This is a genomic window from Ruegeria arenilitoris (assembly GCF_013032855.1).
GTDB classification, from domain to species: domain Bacteria; phylum Pseudomonadota; class Alphaproteobacteria; order Rhodobacterales; family Rhodobacteraceae; genus Ruegeria; species Ruegeria arenilitoris.
Map to the genome: position 1 here is coordinate 886,446 of NZ_WQDA01000001.1, position 20,781 is coordinate 907,226.

Annotated in this window: 20 protein-coding genes; 13 read left to right on the top strand and 7 right to left on the bottom strand. The window is 60.7% G+C overall.

The window, feature by feature from the left end:
• Positions 1 to 48 precede the first annotated feature (48 nt).
• Genes hisC through GOW72_RS04275 form a run of 3 tightly spaced genes read left to right on the top strand, consistent with a single transcriptional unit; the run spans position 49 to position 2,905 of the window.
• Positions 49 to 1,134: a histidinol-phosphate transaminase gene (gene hisC, locus GOW72_RS04265; RefSeq protein ID WP_170365398.1), complete on the top strand. Its 1,086-nt coding sequence runs from the start codon at positions 49 to 51 to the stop codon at positions 1,132 to 1,134.
• Positions 1,131 to 2,051 carry a prephenate/arogenate dehydrogenase family protein gene (locus tag GOW72_RS04270; RefSeq protein WP_170357112.1) on the top strand — a complete coding sequence of 307 codons (921 nt, stop codon included), beginning with the start codon at positions 1,131 to 1,133 and terminating at the stop codon, positions 2,049 to 2,051. Before hisC ends, GOW72_RS04270 begins: the two co-directional genes overlap by 4 nt.
• On the top strand, positions 2,048 to 2,905 hold the full coding sequence (locus GOW72_RS04275; protein WP_170365400.1) for an extensin-like domain-containing protein: 858 nt from the start codon (positions 2,048 to 2,050) through the stop codon (positions 2,903 to 2,905). The genes GOW72_RS04270 and GOW72_RS04275 overlap by 4 nt, the downstream gene beginning before the upstream one ends.
• Before the next feature lie 37 nt (positions 2,906 to 2,942).
• Here GOW72_RS04275 and GOW72_RS04280 read toward each other — a convergent pair whose 3' ends face one another.
• A complete protein-coding gene (locus tag GOW72_RS04280; RefSeq protein ID WP_170365403.1) occupies positions 2,943 to 3,707 on the bottom strand; it encodes an FkbM family methyltransferase in 765 nt (254 codons plus the stop codon).
• 162 nt (positions 3,708 to 3,869) lie between these two features.
• Positions 3,870 to 4,871 carry a DUF2125 domain-containing protein gene (locus GOW72_RS04285; protein ID WP_170365405.1) on the bottom strand — a complete coding sequence of 334 codons (1,002 nt, stop codon included), beginning with the start codon at positions 4,869 to 4,871 and terminating at the stop codon, positions 3,870 to 3,872.
• A 67-nt stretch (positions 4,872 to 4,938) separates the two neighbouring features.
• Here GOW72_RS04285 and GOW72_RS04290 point away from each other — a divergent pair, with 67 nt between their 5' ends.
• The 3 genes from GOW72_RS04290 (at position 4,939) to GOW72_RS04300 (ending at position 8,462) form a co-directional block, all read left to right on the top strand.
• Entirely contained in the window at positions 4,939 to 5,469 is a 531-nt protein-coding gene (locus GOW72_RS04290) for a gamma-glutamylcyclotransferase (protein ID WP_170365408.1), read from the top strand.
• A 68-nt stretch (positions 5,470 to 5,537) separates the two neighbouring features.
• Positions 5,538 to 6,716: a biopolymer transporter ExbB gene (locus tag GOW72_RS04295; RefSeq protein ID WP_170365410.1), complete on the top strand. Its 1,179-nt coding sequence runs from the start codon at positions 5,538 to 5,540 to the stop codon at positions 6,714 to 6,716.
• 3 nt (positions 6,717 to 6,719) lie between these two features.
• Positions 6,720 to 8,462 (top strand): peptidoglycan -binding protein, encoded by a 1,743-nt coding sequence (locus tag GOW72_RS04300; RefSeq protein WP_170365412.1) that lies wholly within the window; start codon positions 6,720 to 6,722, stop codon positions 8,460 to 8,462.
• Between the two features lie 7 nt (positions 8,463 to 8,469).
• Here the strand turns inward: GOW72_RS04300 and GOW72_RS18935 are convergent, their stop codons facing one another.
• The 3 genes from GOW72_RS18935 to gloB form a co-directional block, all read right to left on the bottom strand.
• A complete protein-coding gene (locus GOW72_RS18935) occupies positions 8,470 to 9,360 on the bottom strand; it encodes a YHYH protein (protein WP_170365415.1) in 891 nt (296 codons plus the stop codon).
• A gap of 168 nt (positions 9,361 to 9,528) precedes the next feature.
• Positions 9,529 to 11,853, bottom strand: coding sequence for an ATP-dependent Clp protease ATP-binding subunit ClpA (clpA, locus tag GOW72_RS04310; protein ID WP_170365417.1), 2,325 nt, complete (start codon positions 11,851 to 11,853; stop codon positions 9,529 to 9,531).
• Between the two features lie 174 nt (positions 11,854 to 12,027).
• The gene (gene gloB / locus GOW72_RS04315) at positions 12,028 to 12,795 is read right to left on the bottom strand and encodes a hydroxyacylglutathione hydrolase (protein ID WP_170365419.1); all 768 of its coding nucleotides are present in this window, start codon (positions 12,793 to 12,795) and stop codon (positions 12,028 to 12,030) included.
• 61 nt (positions 12,796 to 12,856) lie between these two features.
• Here gloB and GOW72_RS04320 point away from each other — a divergent pair, with 61 nt between their 5' ends.
• The 7 genes from GOW72_RS04320 (at position 12,857) to GOW72_RS04350 (ending at position 19,225) form a co-directional block, all read left to right on the top strand.
• The gene (locus tag GOW72_RS04320) at positions 12,857 to 13,591 is read left to right on the top strand and encodes a class I SAM-dependent methyltransferase (RefSeq protein WP_170339950.1); all 735 of its coding nucleotides are present in this window, start codon (positions 12,857 to 12,859) and stop codon (positions 13,589 to 13,591) included.
• A gap of 312 nt (positions 13,592 to 13,903) precedes the next feature.
• Positions 13,904 to 14,464: a F0F1 ATP synthase subunit delta gene (locus GOW72_RS04325; protein ID WP_093965027.1), complete on the top strand. Its 561-nt coding sequence runs from the start codon at positions 13,904 to 13,906 to the stop codon at positions 14,462 to 14,464.
• Positions 14,465 to 16,003: a F0F1 ATP synthase subunit alpha gene (atpA, locus tag GOW72_RS04330; protein ID WP_170339951.1), complete on the top strand. Its 1,539-nt coding sequence runs from the start codon at positions 14,465 to 14,467 to the stop codon at positions 16,001 to 16,003.
• A gap of 12 nt (positions 16,004 to 16,015) precedes the next feature.
• Positions 16,016 to 16,894 (top strand): F0F1 ATP synthase subunit gamma, encoded by an 879-nt coding sequence (locus GOW72_RS04335; protein WP_170357122.1) that lies wholly within the window; start codon positions 16,016 to 16,018, stop codon positions 16,892 to 16,894.
• Between the two features lie 18 nt (positions 16,895 to 16,912).
• The gene (gene atpD, locus GOW72_RS04340; protein WP_170357123.1) at positions 16,913 to 18,337 is read left to right on the top strand and encodes a F0F1 ATP synthase subunit beta; all 1,425 of its coding nucleotides are present in this window, start codon (positions 16,913 to 16,915) and stop codon (positions 18,335 to 18,337) included.
• Positions 18,338 to 18,349: 12 nt separating this feature from the next.
• Positions 18,350 to 18,760, top strand: a complete 411-nt coding sequence (locus tag GOW72_RS04345; protein WP_170365421.1) for a F0F1 ATP synthase subunit epsilon — start codon at positions 18,350 to 18,352, stop codon at positions 18,758 to 18,760.
• Between the two features lie 114 nt (positions 18,761 to 18,874).
• On the top strand, positions 18,875 to 19,225 hold the full coding sequence (locus GOW72_RS04350; protein WP_093964638.1) for an H-type lectin domain-containing protein: 351 nt from the start codon (positions 18,875 to 18,877) through the stop codon (positions 19,223 to 19,225).
• 32 nt (positions 19,226 to 19,257) lie between these two features.
• Here GOW72_RS04350 and rpiB read toward each other — a convergent pair whose 3' ends face one another.
• Positions 19,258 to 19,698, bottom strand: coding sequence for a ribose 5-phosphate isomerase B (gene rpiB / locus GOW72_RS04355; protein ID WP_170365423.1), 441 nt, complete (start codon positions 19,696 to 19,698; stop codon positions 19,258 to 19,260).
• Positions 19,699 to 19,719: 21 nt separating this feature from the next.
• Positions 19,720 to 20,739 (bottom strand): ribose-phosphate pyrophosphokinase, encoded by a 1,020-nt coding sequence (locus GOW72_RS04360; protein ID WP_093964640.1) that lies wholly within the window; start codon positions 20,737 to 20,739, stop codon positions 19,720 to 19,722.
• Positions 20,740 to 20,781 lie beyond the last annotated feature (42 nt).

Genomic DNA, 20,781 nt, shown 5'->3' on the forward strand with positions numbered 1-20,781 from the left:
CCCAAGGCCTTGAGACCTGTATGAGGGGCGCAACCAACGGAGCCCCTCATGAACAAGATCACCCCGCAACCCGGCATCATGGATATCGCGCTGTATCAGGGCGGCCAGTCGCATGTCGAGGGCGTGGAAAACGTCATCAAGCTGAGTTCCAACGAAAACCCTTTTGGCCCCAGCCCCAAGGCGATCGAAGCCGTGCGCGGCAGCGCCACGATGCTGCATCGCTATCCGGTGACCGATCACTACAACCTGCGCGCGGCGATCGGCGAGCGGCACGGGCTGGACCCCGACCGGATCATTTGTGGCGTGGGGAGTGACGAGGTGCTGCAATTCGTGGCCCAGGCCTATGCCGGGCCGGGCGACGAGGTGATCCATACCGAGCACGGCTTCTCGATGTATCCAATCATCGCCCGAATGGCCGGCGCGACTCCGGTCGAGGTGCCCGAGCGCGAGCGCAAGATCGATGTCGATGCGATCCTGGCCGCGGTGACCGACCGCACCCGGATCGTGTTCGTGACCAACCCGGGCAATCCGACCTCGACCATGATCTCGGACGCCGAGCTGACGCGCCTGGCCGAGGGCCTGCCGCAGACTTGCCTGATGGTTCTGGATGGCGCCTATGCGGAATTCGTGCCGGGATTTGACGGCGGCGCCGGTCTGGTGGACCGGTTCGACAACGTGATCATGACCCGGACCTTCTCGAAGATTTACGGGCTGGGCGGGATGCGGGTCGGCTGGGGCTATGCGCATCGCGAAATCATCGACGTGCTGAACCGCGTGCGCCAGCCCTTCAACCTGTCGCTGACGGCCATCGCCGCGGCCGAGGCTGCCGTGGCCGATGTGGAATATGTCGAGTTCTGCCGGGCTGAAAACGCGCGCCTGCGCGAATGGCTGTCGGCCGAGCTGGCCAAGATCGGCGTTCCGTCCGATCCGTCCTGCACCAATTTCATCCTCGCGCGGTTCGCTGATCAGGCCGAGGCCGAGGCCTGCGACGCCTATCTGCAATCGAAAGGTTTGATCGTGCGTCGTGTTGCGGGCTACAAGCTGCCCAACGCACTGCGGATCACCGTGGGCGACGAAAAGGCCTGCCGCCGCGTGGTTGCGGCCATCACCGCGTTCAAAGGGGGCGCCGCATGAGCCAGATCTATGACCGCGTGGCGCTGATCGGCTTGGGTCTGATCGCCTCGTCGATGTACTGGGCGATCAAGCGCGCCGGCTTGGCGGGCGAGGTGACCGGCTATGCCCGGTCCGAGGCCACCCGCGACACCGCGCGGCGCATCGGTCTGTGCGACCGGGTCTGCGACACCGCGCAAGAGGCGGTAGAGGGTGCCGATCTGGTCGTGCTCTGCGTGCCGGTGGGCGCGATGGGCGCCGTCGCCAAGGACATCGCGCCGGTGCTCAAGCCCGGCGCAACCGTGTCTGATGTCGGTTCGGTCAAGCGGCACGTCATTGAGGAGGTCGGCCCGCATATTCCTGAAGGCGTGCATTTCGTGCCCGCCCACCCGCTGGCCGGGACCGAGCATTCCGGCCCAGAATCCGGCTTTGCCGAGTTGTTCGACAACCGCTGGTGCCTGCTGGTTCCGGTCGAAGGGTCTGACCCCGAGGCCATCGCCCGCCTGCGCGCCTTGTGGGAAGGGATGGGATCCAATGTCGACGAGATGGATGCCGATCACCACGATCTGGTTCTGGCCGTCACCAGCCACGCGCCGCACCTGATCGCCTACACGATGGTGGGCGTCGCCGACGACCTGCGGCGCGTCACCGACTCCGAGGTCATCAAGTACTCGGCCGCCGGTTTCCGCGATTTCACCCGGATCGCGGCCTCGGACCCGACCATGTGGCGCGACGTGTTCCTGACCAACAAGGATGCGACGCTGGAAATCCTCGGCCGTTTCACCGAAGAGCTGTTTGCCCTGCAGCGCGCAATCCGCACGGGCGACGGTCAGCACCTGTTCGACTACTTTACCCACACACGCGCAATACGGCGCGGCATCATCGACGCGGGTCAGGACACCGATGCCCCCGATTTCGGGCGCGTAAAGGCCAAGTCATGAAACTGATCAAAGGCAAAGCCCTGTCGATGGTTGCGGTGGTTTGGGCTGGCGCGGCCCTTGCTGCCGCCCCCGACACATCATTGGTCCCGGTTGCGCGGCCATCCCCGGCGGCAGAGCCGGTGCGGGTCGCTTATGTCTCGGCAAGTCCGGCGACGCCGATCGCTGTACCAGCGAAGATGCGGCCCGTGGTGCGGCCCGTATCCCCTCAGGTGCTGGCCGTGGCAGCGCGCCCGGCCGACCTTCCGCTGCTTGGACCGGATACGTCGCTCAAACCCTATCTGCGGCCCGAGGCGTTGGAACAGCAAGTCCTGTTCAAAAAGCGAAAACTGCGCAAAGGATCGGTGTGCGGTGACATCGCCATTCAGGGCAAGGCCGTGGGCTCGGTTCCCGGCAAGATCAAAGCCTGCGGGATCAAGGATGCCGTCCAGATCACATCGGTGTCAGGCGTGGTTCTCAGCCGCCCATCGACGATGGATTGCGGCACGGCGATCGCATTGAACAAATGGGTCGACAAGACCGTCAAACCGACGTTCAAACGGCGCGGTCCAGTTGTCGAATTGCAGGTTGCTGCGCATTACGCTTGCCGTACCCGGAACAACCGGAAAGGTGCCAGGATCTCGGAACATGGCAAGGGTCGGGCCATTGATATCTCGGGGTTCAAAATGGCCGATGGCGAGGTGGTGACGGTTCTGGACGGTTGGCGCAAGAACCCCTCGAAGAAACAGCTGACCAAGATTTGGCGCGGAGCGTGCGGGCCCTTCGGCACGGTTCTTGGTCCGAATTCAGACCGCTATCATCAGAACCATTTCCACCTCGATACCGCCCGTTACCGCAGCGGACCCTACTGCCGCTAAGGTTCGGTGGCCAGTACTAGCAATGCCCAAAAATCGGCTATGTTCTCAAATAATTGCTTTGTTCTGTGTTGCCTGTGTGAATCGCCAGCAAATCGGTGGCGGAAGAAATTTTTCCGAACGTTTCAGGTGTCAGCGATTCGTTTAAATTGCGGAAATCGAATACCGCTTCGAAATTTTTGAACAGTATATCTCCCAACCTTGCGTTGCGAAACTGATCCGCATGCGGGGTATATTCCATAAACACAGTTGGTTTCTGAGTTTGGATCGTCTCTTGGGCGCCCTCCAGAACTTGTAGTTCATGGCCTTCCACATCGATCCAGATCAACTTGAGGTCTTGCAGTTTCTTTTGGTTTGTCTTGAAAATCTCGTCCACGGTTGTGACATCGACATTTATCGCAGATTCCGATGAATCTCCGAAGTGTGAGCCGCCGCGATTGAGCGAGTTTTTGTTGAATGGCAACTGGCCAGGTTTGTTGGACGCACCAAGCTTTATTAGCGACACGTAATCCTCCAACCCGTTCAACTTGATATTTTGGCTCAGGATTTCATAGTTCTCTGGATCCGGCTCGACCGCAACGACATGTCGTGCCTTTATGTCCTTAAAAAAGTATATCGTGTGAGTCCCTATATTGGCACCGATTTCCAGCACCGAGCCATCGGTTATCGGATGATCGGATCGCTTGAGAAAGTCTCGAAGCTTCCTGACCGAGGTCCGGCTGAATTCACCGTGTGCTGAAATGCTTTCCCCGATTACGTCATGAGGATAGTAGATCAAGAAATGATCGACCAGCTTGCGGTACACAAGGACATCATTCTCGTAGAGGTTTCGAAGTATCTCTCGCCTTGTCTTTTTGTTTTGCAGCAACAGCCTTGAGATTGCTCTAGCAAGCGAGGTCCTTAGTCCCATTGTATCCCCCAGCGAACCTTGAATTGTTTCAACATTATGGAAAGGTAGATCACCGCTTCAACGTAGAAAAAGCCGTGGCGCGTGCCCTAGTGGCAACGGTCCCAAAGCCACGAACCCGTCGCGGAAATTCAGCTGCAAGTCCAGCGCGTTGGGGTTGCCCCCCAGACCGGCCAGCAGGTTCAACGCCCGTGTGACCGGATCAACGGCCTGATCGGGCAGGGCACCTGCAGCATTGGCCATAGCAATCATGTCACGCCAGTTCTCGGCTTTGACCGCAATCTCTCCGACCGGGATGCCCTGGTCATCAACTTCCAGTTCGCCGGTTGCAAACAGACGCAATTCGCCCCATTGCACCTCGGCCAGATGCAGGTCGATCAACCGAGGTTGGGGGCGACGTTCTTCCAGCGCGGAGCGGTCCCAGGTTTTGTCGAACGTGACATTTATGTCCAGTTCGAGTGTCTCGAAGGCTTGGGGCAGCGAAGCAGCCGTTCGCATCAGCGCGCGCAGGTCTTCACCGGGCGTGAAGGCATCCGAACTGACCCCGATCGCATAGCTCTCGGGCTGGGTGCCTTGTTCCATGACCAGGGCAAGTGACTGACCGGCAGCCATGTCGGTTCCGTCCTGGGTCACCGACCAGTTGCCCGATGTCAGGGCCATCTTCTCCAACTCCAGCGCGACGCCCGGACGCAGATTCAGTTCCGCCTGAAGGCTGTCGGCCAGGATGATTGCGGTCTGGTCGAAATAGGATAGCCGCTGCGGCGTATCCGCAAAGCGCAAGATCTGTCGTCCGGGCCAGATTGCGGGGCTTTCGAATTCGATCCAATCCGCGCTCCAGGCTGTGCCGTTCACCGGATCGGCCAGCGCTACACTGTTCAGGCGGGTCACGTGGTGCAGCGGAAATCCGGCGATTTCCACGTCGGAATAGTCGGCCTGCCATCCAAGATCCTGCTGATGCGCGAACCAACCGGTGATGGCGCTGCGCAGCCCATACCCGGCTATGGCCCAATACCCGCCCCAGAGGATGGCCAGAAATATGAACACTCGTACCAGTCGGCGCATCGCAAATGGCCCTTTTTCCTGCCTTGGAATTGATGTTTATAGGCCTAAACGGGCAAGGACCAGAACTATGACGATGTGGGTATTCGGATACGGGTCGCTGTTGTGGAATCCGGGCTTTCCGGTGGCCCGGCGCGAGCAGGCTACACTTCACGGCTATGCGCGGTCATTCTGCATGCGGTCGATCCATCACCGCGGAACCGAGGAGAACCCCGGACTTGTCTTGGCTTTGGACGAACACCCGGATGCCCATTGCAAGGGCTTGGCGCTGGCGGTCGATCCAGGCCATGAGGACCGCACCCTCGAGGAACTGCGCGAGCGTGAACTGATCTCGTCCGCCTACGTGGAGAAGATGCTGGATGTGCATCTGGACAGCGGCCAGACGGTGACGGCAGTGACCTATGTGATCGATCCCGACCACGTGCAGTATTGCGGGGGTCTGCCGCTGGAGGAGCAGGCGCAAATCATCGCGCAGGCCGTGGGCGGCCGCGGCCCCAACCCCGAGTATCTTTACAATACCGCTGAACACCTGTCCGAGATCGGGTTGCACGACCCGGATCTTGAGTGGTTGGCGCAACGTGTGCGCAGCCTGACCGCATAAACCCTTGGCCTTGCCACCAGATTTTCGATAGATTCGCCTCAGAGCAGGCAAAACCGGGAAAGACGCGCATGGCGCATGTACAGCAGGGCGCGAGACCGCATTTCTCGCAACCGATCCGTCAAATCGTGATGATGCTGATCGCCATCGGGCTGTCGGGCCTGGGCGTGTTCATGGCACTGCCTTACGTGCTGCCGGTTTTTTATGCCAACCCCTATCTGAACGGATTCATCCTGCTGGTCTTTTTCATCGGCGTGGTGGCCTGTTTCTATCAGGTGACCCAGTTGATCGGTTCGGTTCGCTGGATCGAAGCGTTCGTGAGCGGCGTCGTGCGCGAAGATGCTCGTACACCGCAGCTGTTGGCACCATTGGCGTCGCTGCTTCGCGCACGCGGGGCGAAATCGCAGATCAGCTCGACATCGACCCGATCGATCCTGGATTCGGTCGCGGAACGGGTCGAGGAAGAGCGGGAATTCACCCGTTACATCACCAACGTACTGATCTATCTGGGTCTTCTGGGCACATTCTTCGGCTTGGCAACAACGGTTCCTGCAATTGTCGACACCATTCGCAGCCTGAACCCCCAAGAGGGCGAAGAAGGCCTGGCCGTATTCAATCGCCTGATGAGTGGCCTCGAATCCCAGCTGCAAGGCATGGGCGTGGCGTTCGGGTCCTCTCTGTTGGGGCTTGCCGGATCGCTGATCGTGGGTTTGCTCGAACTGTTCGCCGGCCACGGGCAGAACCGTTTCTACCGTGAGCTTGAGGAATGGCTGTCGTCGATCACGCGCGTCGGATTTGCCGCCGGAGACGAAGGTGGTGCGGAACTGGCGGTGCTGACCCCGGTCCTTGATGCCATGTCCGAGCAGATGGACGCGCTGCAGGATCTGTTCGCGGCCCAAGAGTCGGATCGCGCCGAGGTATCGGCCAAGCTGGGTGCATTGGTCGATGTCATCGCGGACATGAACCAGCGACAGGCGGAAACCGAAGGGGTCACCGCCGCGCTTGAGCGGATCGCGTTGGGGCAGGACGCGCTACTGGATCACATGCGTGAACATGGTGCGGGCGAGGGGATCGACGCCGAAAGCCGGATGCGGCTGCGGTCGATGGACGTGCAGCTTCTGCGCATTCTCGAAGAAATCTCGGCCGGTCGCCAGGACAGCATGAACGAACTGCGCAAGGATTTCGAACTGCTGGTCAAGGCGCTGACGCTTCCGCGCGGGGCGGCGCGCCATACACCGGGCGGAGAATAACACATGGCCCTGTCTCGTCGAACCGGTCAGCGTTTCCAGGGCTCGGTCTGGCCCGGCTTCGTTGATGCGATCACGGGGCTGCTTATGGTCATGACCTTTGTGCTGACCATTTTCATGGTCGTGCAGTTCGTGCTGCGCGAAACCATCTCCGGACAGGAAGACGAATTAACGGCCCTGTCGGACGAAGTGGCCGCCCTTGCGGATGCTTTGGGCCTGGAAGAGCGCGAGAACAGCCGCCTGCAGGCCCGGTTGGGGGCACTGAACACCACGCTGTCGCAGGCCGAAGAAGATCTGAGCCAGGCGCAGGCCTTGATCTCGTCACTCACCTCGGAGCGTGACCAGCGCGCGGCCGAGTTGGAAGAGGCGCAGATTCGTATCACAGGGTTCGAAGCGCAAGTCGCCGCGCTTTTGGCTGATCAGGCGCGTGCGCAGGGCGATATTGCCGAATTGGAATCCCAACGCGAGCAACTGCTGTCCGAGCAGGAGGCATTGAACCTAGCCTTGGCCCAAACCCGTGCGGAGGTGGATGCCCAGGCCGAGGCTGCACGGCTGGCGGCTGCACGCCGCGAAGCGTTGGAGGCCTTGGTAGCTGACCTTGAGCAAGCGGACAGCGCCCGCGCGGCCCAGATCGCGGAATTGCAAAGCCAACTGTCCGAGGAGGAAGCCGCACGCGTCGCCGAGGCTGCTGCCGCTGAGGCGCTGCGCAACAGACTGCAGAATGCGGATGCCGAATTGACGGCCATGACCCTGGCACTGGAAGAGCAGCGCAAGAAGGCCGAGGAAACACTTACACTGTTGGCCGCCGCTCAGACGGCCAAAGCCGAGCTTGAGCGGCAATTCGGTGAGTTGAATGACGAGGAGCTCAAGGCTCAGCTTGAAGCAGCCCTTGCGGCGCGAACCGAAGCCGAGGCCGAGGCCGAAAGCCAGCGGACGCTGGCCGAGCAGCGTGACGCCTTGCTTGCCGTTGCCCGGGAAACGATCGCCACCGAAAAGGCTCTTTCCGCCAAGGCGCAACGCCAGACGGCCCTGTTGAACCAGCAGATCGCCGCATTGCGCGGCCAATTGGGGTCGTTGCAGGCGCTGCTGGATGACTACAAGGACAGGAATGCCGAGGCCGAGGTGCAAATTCAGACCCTTGGTCAGGACCTGAACGCGGCCCTTGCCCGGGCCGCTTCCGAAGAACGGCGCCGCCGCTTGTTGGAAGAGGCCGAACGCGTCCGCCTGGAGGCCGAGGCCGAGAAACTGGCCGGCCAGAATCAGGAACTTACGGCACAGGCCGAAGACCTGCAGCGGTACCGCTCCGAGTTCTTTGGTCGCCTGCGCGACGTACTGGGCAACCAGGAAGGCGTTCGGATCGAGGGCGACCGCTTCGTATTCTCGTCCGAGGTGCTGTTCCCACCCGGTTCGGCGGTTCTGTCCGAGGATGGCCGGCGCGAGGTCGCGAAAGTGGCGGGCATTCTGAGTGGGATTGCGGCGGACATTCCGCCCGAATTGAACTGGGTCATCCGGGTCGACGGTCACACGGACAATATCCCGCTGAACGGAACAGGACGGTATCGAGACAATTGGGAGCTCAGCCAAGGGCGGGCGCTGTCGGTCGTGCGCTACATGGTCGAACAGTTGGGCATTCCGCCGGAACGTCTGTCAGCAAACGGATTTGGAGAGTTTCAACCTGTCGATACGGCGGACACTCCGGAAGCGCGGGCAAAGAACCGTCGCATCGAATTGAAGCTGACCGAACGCTAAGCCAGTGTCAGCGCGGCCCGAAGCGGAAGCTGGGATCGGGTGTGCCCGCAAAACAGCGTGGAACAACCGGGTAGTCATCGGTCAGAAAATACGCGTAGGTGCCCGAAGGAAACTCGGTCGAAACGGTCATGGCGCCATTGCATTCATCGAGCGTTCCAAGCCCCGCCACGAACTCGTAGTCTTCGTTGAACGTTCCATCATGTCGTCCGTCAGGAGCGGCGCCGCCCGGGCGCTGTCCGGCCTTCAGCCGGTAGGAAGAGGTCATTTGCGTGACCTTGCCGCCTACCAAACCGGTTCGGGCGTAAATCGGAAACCCGTCCGCTGCATATCCGATCAACGGAGAGTGTTTTTTCGGTGACCAGCCCTGCATTTCGATCAGGCCGGTCGGAACCCCGTGGTAGTGATATTTTCCGTTTGGTTGGACATGCGCGAAATTGGCATCGAGTCCAAGGGCGATCGCGCCGCCCAAGGCATTGTAGGACCAGCCCGACCGGGGATCGCCGTGCCAGAATTCAGCGGCCAGTGGGTCAAAGACGACCCCAGTCAGGGACACGCCAAAATTCCACCCCATGCGCAGAGGCGTCGGGGTTGCATTCGCCCTCGGAACGGCCGGCAGGTTCAACTTGACCGACTGCTCGGCGATTTGATGCGGGTTGCCTTTGTTCGGAAAGCGACCGACCAGATGATTGGGGATGCCATTGCCGGTAATCGACAAGGCGCGGCCTTGTTCGGTGATCTCTGACCTGTTGACGCCTGGGTCGACGGTCGCCGGTTCCAGGTTCAACGGTTCCGCACGGGTTTCGTCATGAAAGCGAAACCGATGCTGGGCAGAGGCGATTACGCCGACGACCGAGGCCGCGAAGGCGATGCTCCAAATGACGGCGATTTTTCTGGACACTGCGCTGCTCCACTCCAAAGGCTTTGGTCTGAAACGTGGCGCGCAGCGGTTTCCGTCGCTGGGAACTTTCTTTTTGGCGAATACTGGCGGGAGAGGGGGCGGTCTCTCAAGAAATCGCCCGGCAGAACTGACTGCCGGGCGACGAGACTTTTTTGATTGAACCGAGGTCTAGTCCGCGGTCAGCAGCGGCGGCTTGTCGCCCGAGATCCGCGGATTGTCGGGGCCGATAATCTCGAGATCCAGATCGCCTCTCTTGACCGAGACCCGCACAACACCACCCTTGGCCAGCTTTCCGAACAGCAGTTCTTCGGCCAACGGTTTCTTGATGTGCTCCTGGATGACCCGGCCCAGAGGCCGTGCGCCCATCTTGTCGTCATAACCCTTGTCGGCCAGCCACTCGGCAGCTTTCGGGGTCAGGTCGATGGTAACGCCACGATCCAGCAGTTGCGCCTCAAGCTGCAGGACGAACTTCTCGACCACCTGCAGGATGACCTCTTTCGGCAGCGGGGCGAACGAGATCACCGCGTCCAGACGGTTGCGGAATTCAGGGGTGAACATCCGTTCGATCGCGGCGGTATCTTCACCCTCACGCCGGTCGCGGGCAAAGCCGATTGCGGCCTTGGCCTGTTCCTGCGCGCCCGCGTTCGAGGTCATGATCAACACCACATTGCGGAAGTTCACCGTCCGGCCGTTGTGATCGGTCAGCTCGCCGTGGTCCATCACCTGCAGCAGGATGTTAAACACATCCGGGTGCGCCTTCTCGATCTCGTCCAGCAGCAGCACGCAATGCGGGTGCTGGTCAACGCCGTCAGTCAGCAGTCCGCCCTGATCGAAGCCGACATAGCCCGGAGGCGCACCGATCAGACGGCTGACCGCGTGTTTCTCCATGTATTCCGACATGTCGAAGCGCAGCAGTTCCACGCCGAGTGTATCGGCCAGTTGCTTGGCGACCTCGGTTTTGCCCACACCGGTCGGGCCGGCGAACAGGTAGTTTCCGATCGGTTTTTCCGGCTCGCGCAGACCGGCCCGTGCCAGCTTGATTGCGCTGGACAGAGCCTCGATTGCCTGGTCCTGCCCGAACACCACCCGTTTCAACGAGTTCTCAAGGTCCTTCAGAACCTCGGCATCGTCCTTGGTGACATTCTTCGGCGGAATGCGCGCGATCTTGGCCACCACGGCCTCGATCTCCTTGACGCCGATGGTCTTGCGCCGCTTGCTTTCGGCCACAAGATGCTGGGCCGCACCGGCCTCGTCGATCACGTCGATCGCCTTATCAGGCAGTTTGCGGTCGTTGATGTAACGCGCAGACAGCTCGACCGCGGTCTTGATCGCGTCGGCGGTGTATTTGATGTCGTGATGCTCTTCGAAATAGGGCTTGAGACCGCGCAGGATCTTCACGCTGTCCTCGACCGAGGGTTCGTTCACGTCGATCTTCTGGAACCGGCGCGACAGCGCGCGGTCTTTCTCGAAGTGCTGGCGGAACTCCTTGTAGGTGGTCGAGCCCATGGTGCGCAGCTTGCCGCCCTGCAACGCAGGTTTCAGCAGGTTCGAGGCATCCATGGCGCCGCCCGAAGTTGCACCCGCACCGATCACGGTGTGAATCTCATCAATGAACAGCACGGCGTCTGGGTGATCCTCAAGCTCGGTCACCACGGCCTTGAGCCGCTCTTCGAAGTCGCCGCGATAGCGCGTGCCGGCCAGCAATGCGCCCATGTCCAGCGAATAGATGGTGGTGTTGGCCAGAACGTCTGGCGCGTCGCCTTGGACGATCTTATAGGCCAAGCCTTCGGCAATCGCCGTCTTGCCCACGCCCGGATCACCCACCAGCAGCGGGTTGTTCTTACGGCGGCGGCACAGAACCTGGATGCAGCGCTCGACCTCGTCGGCGCGACCGATCAGCGGATCGACGTCGCCGGCGCGGGATTTGGCGTTCAGGTCCACGCAATACTTGCCCAACGCGCTTTCCTTCTGGTCGGCCTCACCGGAGGCGTTCTGCGCTTCCTCTTCACCCTGATCGGCGCCGGTCACCGGACGATTTTCACCAAACGCCGGGTCTTTGGCGACGCCGTGGGCGATGAAATTCACCGCGTCATACCGCGTCATGTCCTGCTCTTGCAGGAAATATGCAGCGTTGCTTTCCCGTTCGGCAAAGATGGCCACCAGAACATTCGCTCCGGTCACCTCGGTCCGGCCCGAGCTTTGCACATGGATCGCGGCGCGCTGGATAACACGCTGGAACGCAGCTGTCGGTACGGCTTCGGACCCGTCGATGTCTGTCACCAGATTGGACAGATCCTCGTCGATGAACTCGACCAGAGAGCTGCGCAATTCGTCCAGATCCACGCTGCACGCCTTCATGACGCGCACCGCATCGGGTTCTTCCAGCAGCGCCAGCAGCAGATGCTCCAGCGTTGCGAATTCATGACGCCGTTCGTTTGCAGCCGCCAGGGCCGCGTGAATGGCTTGTTCCAGTGTGCTCGAGAATGAAGGCACGCGGGTGCTCCTCTGTATTGGGCCGGAAGGGGTTCGAGTATTGGCCGGATCCCCATCCCAACCATGACCTCATACTATTAGAGTTTGGTTGATCATGGCGCGGCTTCAAGGGTTTTCTTTCACTTGACAGTCACATTTAACGTGACCGTGGCCGTGAAGAAGTCCAATTAGGCATCAGAAGCGGTCTTTTCTACCCCGGATCTCGGCAAAAACGGCGACCGGGTCAGCCCCCACCATTCCAAGCTGTGCCTGAATCTTGGGATCAGTCGCGCGCAGGAACGGATTGGTCGCCTTTTCCACGCCCAGATTTGACGGCACGGTCGCGCGACCCTCTGCCCGAGCCTGATCGATCTCATGCACCCGTTGCTGCAGCGCTGTGTTGTCAGGATCGATGGTTACCGCAAATCGTGCGTTTGACTGGGTGTATTCGTGACCCGAGCAGACCGACGTCTCGTCGGGCAAAGCCGCGAGTTTCGAAAGCGAGGTCCACATTTGCGCTGCGTCTCCTTCGAACAAGCGGCCGCATCCCAGCGCCATCAGGCTGTCGGCCGTGAACACCACCGCGCTTTTGGGCAAGTAATACGCCACATGTCCCACCGTGTGCCCCGAGACATCCAGAACCTCGACGGGTTCGCCCCCAATCTCGAACCGGTCACCGTCAGCCACCTGTTTGTCGAGGGGAGGAAGCCGGTGAACGTCGGCCGCCGCACCAATCACCTGTGCTGGGTGCTGCTCGAGGATGCCCGGCAAGCCGTCGACGTGATCCCAGTGGTGATGGGTCAGAAGGACATGGCTCAGGCGCCAGCCGCGTGCGGTCAATTCGGCCAGAATGGGTCCGGCCTCCGGAGCGTCGACCAGGGCTGTCTGTCCGCTTGCATGGTCATGTGCCAGAAAAGCATAGTTGTCGCTGAGACAGGGGATGGTGACGATCTCAAGAGGCATGGCCTTTTGCCCTTTCGTTGCTAGACTGCGCTCAGCTAAGCCGATCGATCGGGTATCTGCAATGCATCTTGATGTGCAGGATCTTAGGAACTTCTACTACCGCAGCACGCTGGGGCGTGCGGCGCAGGCTGCCATTCGTGGCCGGCTGATCGAACTGTGGCCCGAGGCCAAGGGCCAGACGGTGGCCGGATTCGGCTTTGCGGTGCCTCTGTTGCGCCCTTATCTTGCGGACGCGCGGCGTGTCATCGGCCTGATGCCCGGACCGCAAGGGGTGATGCCTTGGCCCGCCGGTATGCAGAACGTGTCGGTGCTGACCGAGGAAACCCGATGGCCGATCGAAACCGGTCATGTGGACAAGCTGGTGGTCATGCACGGGCTCGAGACCTCGGAACGGCCTAGTCAACTGCTTGAAGAATGCTGGCGTGTTCTGGGGCCGGGAGGTCGGGCGGTGTTCGTCGTTCCCAATCGGGCCGGGCTTTGGTCCCGAACCGACCGAACGCCCTTTGGTTACGGACATCCGTATTCGGCAACCCAGTTGGAGAACCAGTTGCGCGCACATCATTTCGTGCCCGAGATGCACTGTTCCGCGCTTTACCTGCCGCCCTCGTTCCGGCGGTTCTGGCTGCGCTCGGGTGGGTTGATCGAAAAGACAGGGCAACGGATCCCGACCATCATGGCCGGTGGTGTTCTGATGGTCGAAGCCAGCAAGCTCGTGCGGCCACCAAGCGGCAGCGTGACCAAGGATGCTGAAAAACGCCCCATCAAAGCGTTGGACGGATTGCTGAAGCCGGCGTGAACTGGCGCGCATCCACAAGCGCGGGATTCCCGGAAACATGAGGGAAAAAGGCCACAGGAATCGCTAAAACAGGCAACTTGGTAACATTTTTCACGCCGGCGAATGGGTTCAAACCGTCGCAGTTTCCGTAACCAATTGAAAAGAAAGATTTTGTGGATAAAGCTGAGCCCGGCATAACATATTGCTAGGTGGCTTAGGCTCTGCTACATCCCCGGTGATTTTGATCCCCGCCCTTTCAGGACGGGGTTTCCTCACGCCCCCGGTTCAGCTGCCACACGCGAAATCGGGGCCTAAAATATCGGAAGGGTGGACGTGTCCGAACCAGCTTCGATTTCGACGGGCATAGCCAAACGCTATGCAACGGCGATCTTCGAGATCGCAAAAGAGAACAAGGACCTTGCAGGTCTGGAAACCGGCATCAATGACCTTTCGGCTGCATTGAGTGAAAGCGCGGACCTGCGCGAGGTGATCTCTTCGCCGCTGATCTCCCGGGCCGACCAGCAGGCGGCCATCACCGCCGTGGCCGACAAGATGGGCCTGCACCCGATCATGCGCAACACGCTGGCTCTGATGGCGCAGAAGCGCCGTCTGTTCGTGCTGCCACAGCTGATCAAGGTTCTGCGCGAAATGCTGGCCGACGAGCGCGGCGAAGTGACTGCCGAAGTTGCCTCGGCCAAGGCGCTGACCAAGACCCAGCTGGAAAAACTGTCCAAGACACTGTCCGAGCGCGTAGGCAAGGACGTGACCATCAATGCGACCGTCGATGAAAGCCTCATCGGTGGTCTTGTCGTCAAAGTGGGCTCGCAGATGATCGACAGTTCGATCCGCTCCAAGCTCAACTCCCTACAGAATGCAATGAAAGAGGTCGGATAAATGGGTATCCAAGCCGCAGAGATTTCTGCAATCCTGAAAGACCAGATCAAGAATTTTGGTCAAGAAGCAGAGGTGGCCGAAATCGGCCGCGTGCTGAGCGTCGGTGACGGTATTGCCCGTGTTTACGGCCTGGACAATGTGCAGGCGGGTGAGATGGTCGAGTTCCCCGGCGGCATCATGGGCATGGCGCTGAACCTCGAAGCCGACAACGTCGGTGTCGTGATCTTCGGCTCGGACCGTGACATCAAGGAAGGTGACACTGTCAAGCGCACCAACTCGATCGTGGACGTTCCGGTTGGTGACGAACTGTTGGGCCGCGTTGTTGACGGTCTGGGCAACCCGCTGGACGGCAAAGGCCCGATCAATGCCAAGCAGCGCGGCGTCGCAGACGTCAAGGCGCCGGGCATCATCCCGCGTAAGTCGGTGCATGAGCCGATGGCGACCGGCCTGAAGTCGGTTGACGCGATGATCCCGATCGGCCGTGGCCAGCGTGAGCTGATCATCGGCGACCGTCAGACCGGCAAGACCGCTGTGGCTCTGGACACCATCCTGAACCAGAAGGTCTACAACGAAGCCGCTGGCGACGATGAATCGAAGAAGCTGTACTGCGTCTACGTGGCCATCGGCCAGAAGCGTTCGACCGTTGCTCAGCTGGTGAAGAAACTGGAAGAATCCGGCGCCATCGAATACTCGATCGTCGTGGCCGCAACCGCGTCCGACCCGGCGCCGATGCAGTTCCTGGCACCTTATGCCGCAACCGCGATGGCTGAATACTTCCGTGACAACGGCCGCCACGCTCTGATCATCTATGATGACCTTTCCAAGCAGGCCGTCGCCTATCGTCAGATGTCGCTGCTGCTGCGCCGTCCGCCGGGCCGCGAAGCCTATCCGGGTGACGTTTTCTACCTGCACTCGCGCCTGCTGGAGCGTTCGGCCAAGCTGAACGAAGACTTCGGCGCCGGTTCGCTGACCGCTCTGCCGGTCATTGAAACCCAGGGCGGCGACGTGTCGGCCTTTATTCCGACCAACGTGATCTCGATCACCGACGGCCAGATCTTCCTGGAAACCGAGCTGTTCTATCAGGGCATCCGCCCCGCCGTGAACACCGGTCTGTCGGTTTCGCGCGTGGGTTCGTCGGCTCAGACCAACGCGATGAAGTCGGTTGCTGGTCCGGTGAAACTGGAACTGGCCCAGTACCGCGAAATGGCTGCATTTGCGCAGTTCGGTTCTGACCTCGACGCCGCAACCCAGCAGCTGCTGAACCGCGGTGCGCGTCTGACCGAGCTGATGAAGCAGCCGCAGTACTCGCCGCTGACCAACGCGGAAATCGTGTGCGTGATCTTCGCCGGCACCAACGGCTATCTCGACAAGATCGACGTTTCGGACGTTGGCCGCTATGAGGCTGGTCTGCTGGCGCATCTGCGCGGTAAGCATGCCGATCTGCTGCAGTGGATCACCGACGAAGATCCCAAGATCAAGGGCGAGGCTGCCGACAAGATCAAGGCTGCGCTGGACGAATACGCCGCAACCTTCGCTTAAGGAGACGCGGCGATGCCAAGTCTAAAGGACCTTAAAAACAGGATCGAGTCGGTCAAATCGACCCGCAAGATCACCAAGGCCATGCAGATGGTCGCGGCTGCAAAACTGCGCCGCGCCCAGGAATCTGCCGAAGCCTCGCGCCCCTATGCCGAGCGGTTCAATGCCGTGATGGCGGGGCTGGCGGCGTCGGTCGGGGGCAGCGATAGCGCCCCCAAGCTGCTCCGTGGTACGGGCAGTGATGATGTCCATCTGCTGGTCGTGATGACAGCTGAACGCGGCCTGTGTGGCGGCTTCAACTCGAACATCGCCAAGCTGGCCCGCCAGAAGGCGGAAGAGCTGCGCCTCAAAGGCAAGACGGTCAAGGTTCTGACCGTCGGCAAGAAAGGCCGCGACGCGCTCAAGCGTGATCTGGGCGATCTGTTCGTCGGTCATGTCGACCTGAGCGAAGTAAAACGCATTGGTTACACCAACGCGCAGGACATCGCGAAGGACATCCTGTCCCGCTTTGACGGGGGTGAGTTCGATGTTGCCACGATCTTCTACTCGAAGTTCGTCAACGTTGTGACCCAGATTCCGACGGCACAGCAGGTAATCCCCGCCTCGTTCGAAGACGAAGCGACGGGTGACGACAGCGGTGCCATCTTCGACTACGAGCCCAGCGAAGAGGCCATCCTGGCCGACCTGCTGCCCAAGGGGGTCGCGACAGCGATCTTCTCGGCTCTGCTCGAAAACGGTGCGTCTGAACAGGGTGCACGGATGTCCGCGATGGACAACGCGACACGCAATGCGGGCGAGATGATCGACAAGCTGACGATCCAGTTCAACCGCTCGCGTCAGGCCGTGATCACCAACGAGCTGATTGAAATTATTTCCGGCGCCGAAGCGCTGTAAGAAAACCGGAGACGAAACATGGCGAATGCAAAAGGCAAAGTCACACAGATCATCGGGGCCGTCGTCGACGTGCACTTCGAAGATCAGCTGCCTGAAATTCTGAACGCGCTGGAAACTACCAACAATGGCAAGCGCCTGGTGTTGGAAGTTGCTCAGCACCTGGGTGAAAACACCGTCCGTACCATCGCGATGGACGCGACCGAAGGTCTGGTCCGCGGCGAAGCCGTGACTGACACCGGCGCACCGATCTCGGTTCCGGTTGGCAACGCCACCCTGGGCCGCATCCTGAACGTGGTCGGTGAACCGATCGACGAAAAAGGTCCGGTTGAAGCGTCTGAGGCCCGCGCGATCCACCAGCCCGCGCCGACCTTCGACGAACAATCGACCGAGTCGGAAGTTCTGGTCACCGGCATCAAGGTTGTCGACCTGCTGGCCCCCTACGCCAAAGGCGGTAAGATCGGCCTGTTCGGCGGCGCCGGCGTTGGTAAAACCGTTCTGATCATGGAACTGATCAACAACATCGCAAAAGTGCACTCGGGTTTCTCGGTGTTCGCGGGTGTTGGTGAACGGACCCGTGAAGGGAACGACCTGTACCACGAGATGATCGAATCGAACGTCATCAAGCCCGACAACCTGTCGGAAAGCCAGGTGGCCCTGGTCTACGGTCAGATGAACGAACCTCCGGGGGCGCGTGCCCGTGTTGCTCTGACCGGCCTGACCCTGGCCGAGCAGTTCCGCGACCAGTCCGGTACCGACGTTCTGTTCTTCGTCGACAACATCTTCCGCTTCACGCAGGCGGGTTCCGAGGTGTCGGCTCTGCTGGGTCGTATTCCTTCGGCGGTGGGCTACCAGCCGACGCTGGCCACCGACATGGGCGCCCTGCAGGAACGCATCACCTCGACCAAGAAGGGCTCGATCACCTCGGTGCAGGCGATCTACGTGCCTGCGGACGACCTGACCGACCCTGCGCCGGCAACCTCGTTCGCCCACCTGGACGCAACCACCGTTCTGAACCGAGCGATTTCGGAAAAGGGTATCTACCCGGCCGTGGACCCGCTCGACTCGACCTCGCGCCTGCTTGACCCGGCCATCGTCGGCGAGCGTCACTACAAGGTTGCGACCGACGTTCAGCAGATTCTCCAGCGCTACAAGTCGCTGCAGGACATCATCGCCATCCTCGGCATGGACGAACTGTCGGAAGAGGACAAGTTGACCGTGGCCCGCGCCCGCAAGATCGAGCGCTTCCTGTCGCAGCCGTTCGACGTGGCCGAAGTCTTCACCGGTTCGCCGGGTGTGCAGGTTCCGCTGGAAGTCACCATCGACTCGTTCGAGCGTGTCGTGGCCGGCGAATTCGACCACCTGCCCGAAGCGGCCTTCCTGATGGTTGGTGGCATCGACGAAGTGATCGCCAAAGCCGAGAAGATGGCCGCAGCAGCTGCCTAAGGAGTATCCCCGATGGCAAACACGATGCAATTCGACCTCGTCAGCCCGGAGCGGAGCCTTGCTTCGCTTCAGGCCAGCGCGGTCCAGATTCCCGGTGCGGACGGGGACATGACGGCGATGCCCGATCATGCCCCCACCATTACCACGCTGCGTCCGGGCATCCTGAAGGTCGAAGCGCCCGAAGGGACCAGCGAATACCTGGTCACCGGCGGGTTTGCCCAGATCAACGGCGATGCTCTGTCGGTGCTGGCCGAAAAGGCCATCCCGGTTGACGAAGTGACCCGCACCCATCTGGACGAGCTGATTGCCGAGGCTCGCGCCTCGCACGAGGCGGCTAAGGAAAACGGCGAACAGACCATTGTCGACGAGGCAGCCAAGCTGCTGGCCGACATGGAAGCGCTGGGAACGCATATGAGCCTGTAACGGCTGATGTGCTGTCAGAATTGGAAACGGCCCTGCTGTTGCGGGGCCGTTTTTTGTCGTGATTTCGCCGAAAGGTCAGGATAAGTTGCGGAAATTCATAGGAATTGATGCGCAATGAAGAAATTCTTGACCCACCCCATCGGAATTGACCGAGGTGAAGAGGTTCTGTTCTCGGAATTCGCAGATGGTGGAGACATGTGGACGGGCGAGGGGCCGCGGGAACGACGCCGGCCCGTCACCTTCAGCCAACCCTTCCGCACCCCGCCCGTCGTGCAGATTGGAGTGTCCTTGTGGGATGTCGATACCTCATCGGCTTTGCGCGCCGAGCTGCTGTCCGAAAATGTTACAACCACGGGCTTTGATGCGGTGTTCCGGACGTGGTCGGACACCCGAATCGCCCGGATCCGCGTGGCATGGACCGCGATCGGGGAAGTTGCCCACGAGGACGACTGGGACATCTCCTGACCTGCCGTTCCCAGCGGGCCATCCGTAATGACTTAGGATTCGATCATTGCCACGCGTTTCGCGTGCCGGCCGCCTTCGAATTCGGTGCTCAGAAAGGCATCGACAATATCCAGCGCCAATCCAGTGCCAACAACACGCGCGCCGATCGACAGCATGTTGGCGTCATTGTGCTGGCGGATCATGCGAGCAGAGAACGTATCCGAACAGACGCCGCAGCGGATACCGGGAACCTTGTTTGCAGCCATCATGATACCTTGCCCCGTGCCGCACAGGATAATGCCCAATTGGCACTCGCCCGAGACGACGGCCTCGGCGGCGGCTTTGCCGTGCTTGGGGTAATCGGTGCTTTCGGGGCTGTCAGGGCCGAGATCCAGAACGTCCCAGCCTTGTGCCGCTGCAAAAGCGGAAACTTCCTTGCGCAGGTCGATGGCGGCGTGATCGCTGGAAAGAACCAGACGTTTGTTGGCGGTCATGGGAACGGCTTTCCGGTTTCTTCAGTCGGTGTGGTAAAGGGATTCGTAGATCGGGATCAGGGTCTTGTCTTCGAACAGCGACGACACTGATGTGCCCTGCCAGATGTTCAGAATGGCCTGTGTGAAGATCGGGGCCGTCGGCACCGTGCGGATATTCTTGGCCTTCTTGATGTCTTCGGTCGGCATGATCGTGTCGGTCAAAACAAGCGATTTCATCACCGAGTTCGAGACGCGTTCAACAGCCGGGCCGCTCATGACGCCATGGGTGATGTACGAGTGAACCTCGCGTGCGCCGTTGTCTATCAGCACCTGCGCCGCCTTGCACAGCGTACCGGCCGTGTCGCAAATGTCGTCGACGATCAGGCAGATCTTGTCCTTCACGTCGCCGATCACGGTCATCTCGGCCACTTCCCCGGCTTTTTCCCGTCGTTTGTCGACGATCGACAGAGGAGCGCTGATCCGCTTGGCCAGCTCGCGGGCACGAGCCACACCGCCGACGTCCGGCGAAACCACCATCAGGTCGTCCATCTGGTCGCGGAACTGGTCCTTCACGTCCAGCGCAAAGATCGGAGAGGCATACAGGTTGTCGACCGGCATGTCGAAGAACCCTTGGATCTGTGCCGCATGCAGATCCATCGTCAGGATGCGTTCGATCCCGGCGCCGGTCAGCATGTTGGCCACCAGCTTGGCGCTGATCGGGGTGCGCGCCTTGGTGCGGCGATCCTGGCGGGCATATCCGAAATAGGGGATAACCGCGGTGATCCGCGCCGCCGACGATCGGCGCAGCGCGTCGGCGATGATCAGCAGCTCCATCAGGTTGTCATTGGCCGGGTTCGAGGTCGGCTGGATGATGAACATGTCCTCGCCCCGGACGTTCTCGAAAACCTCGACAAAGATCTCGCCATCGTTGAACCGTTCGACCCGCGCATCTACCAGACGCTGGTTGACGCCGCGGTGCAGGCTCATGCGGCGCGCGATGGTTTCGGCAAGCGGAAGGTTTGCGTTCCCAGCAATAAGCTTGGGTTCGTGATGTGTCGGCATCGGCTGAGGTCCCCGGGCAGCAGTGGCAATGTGACAGATTCG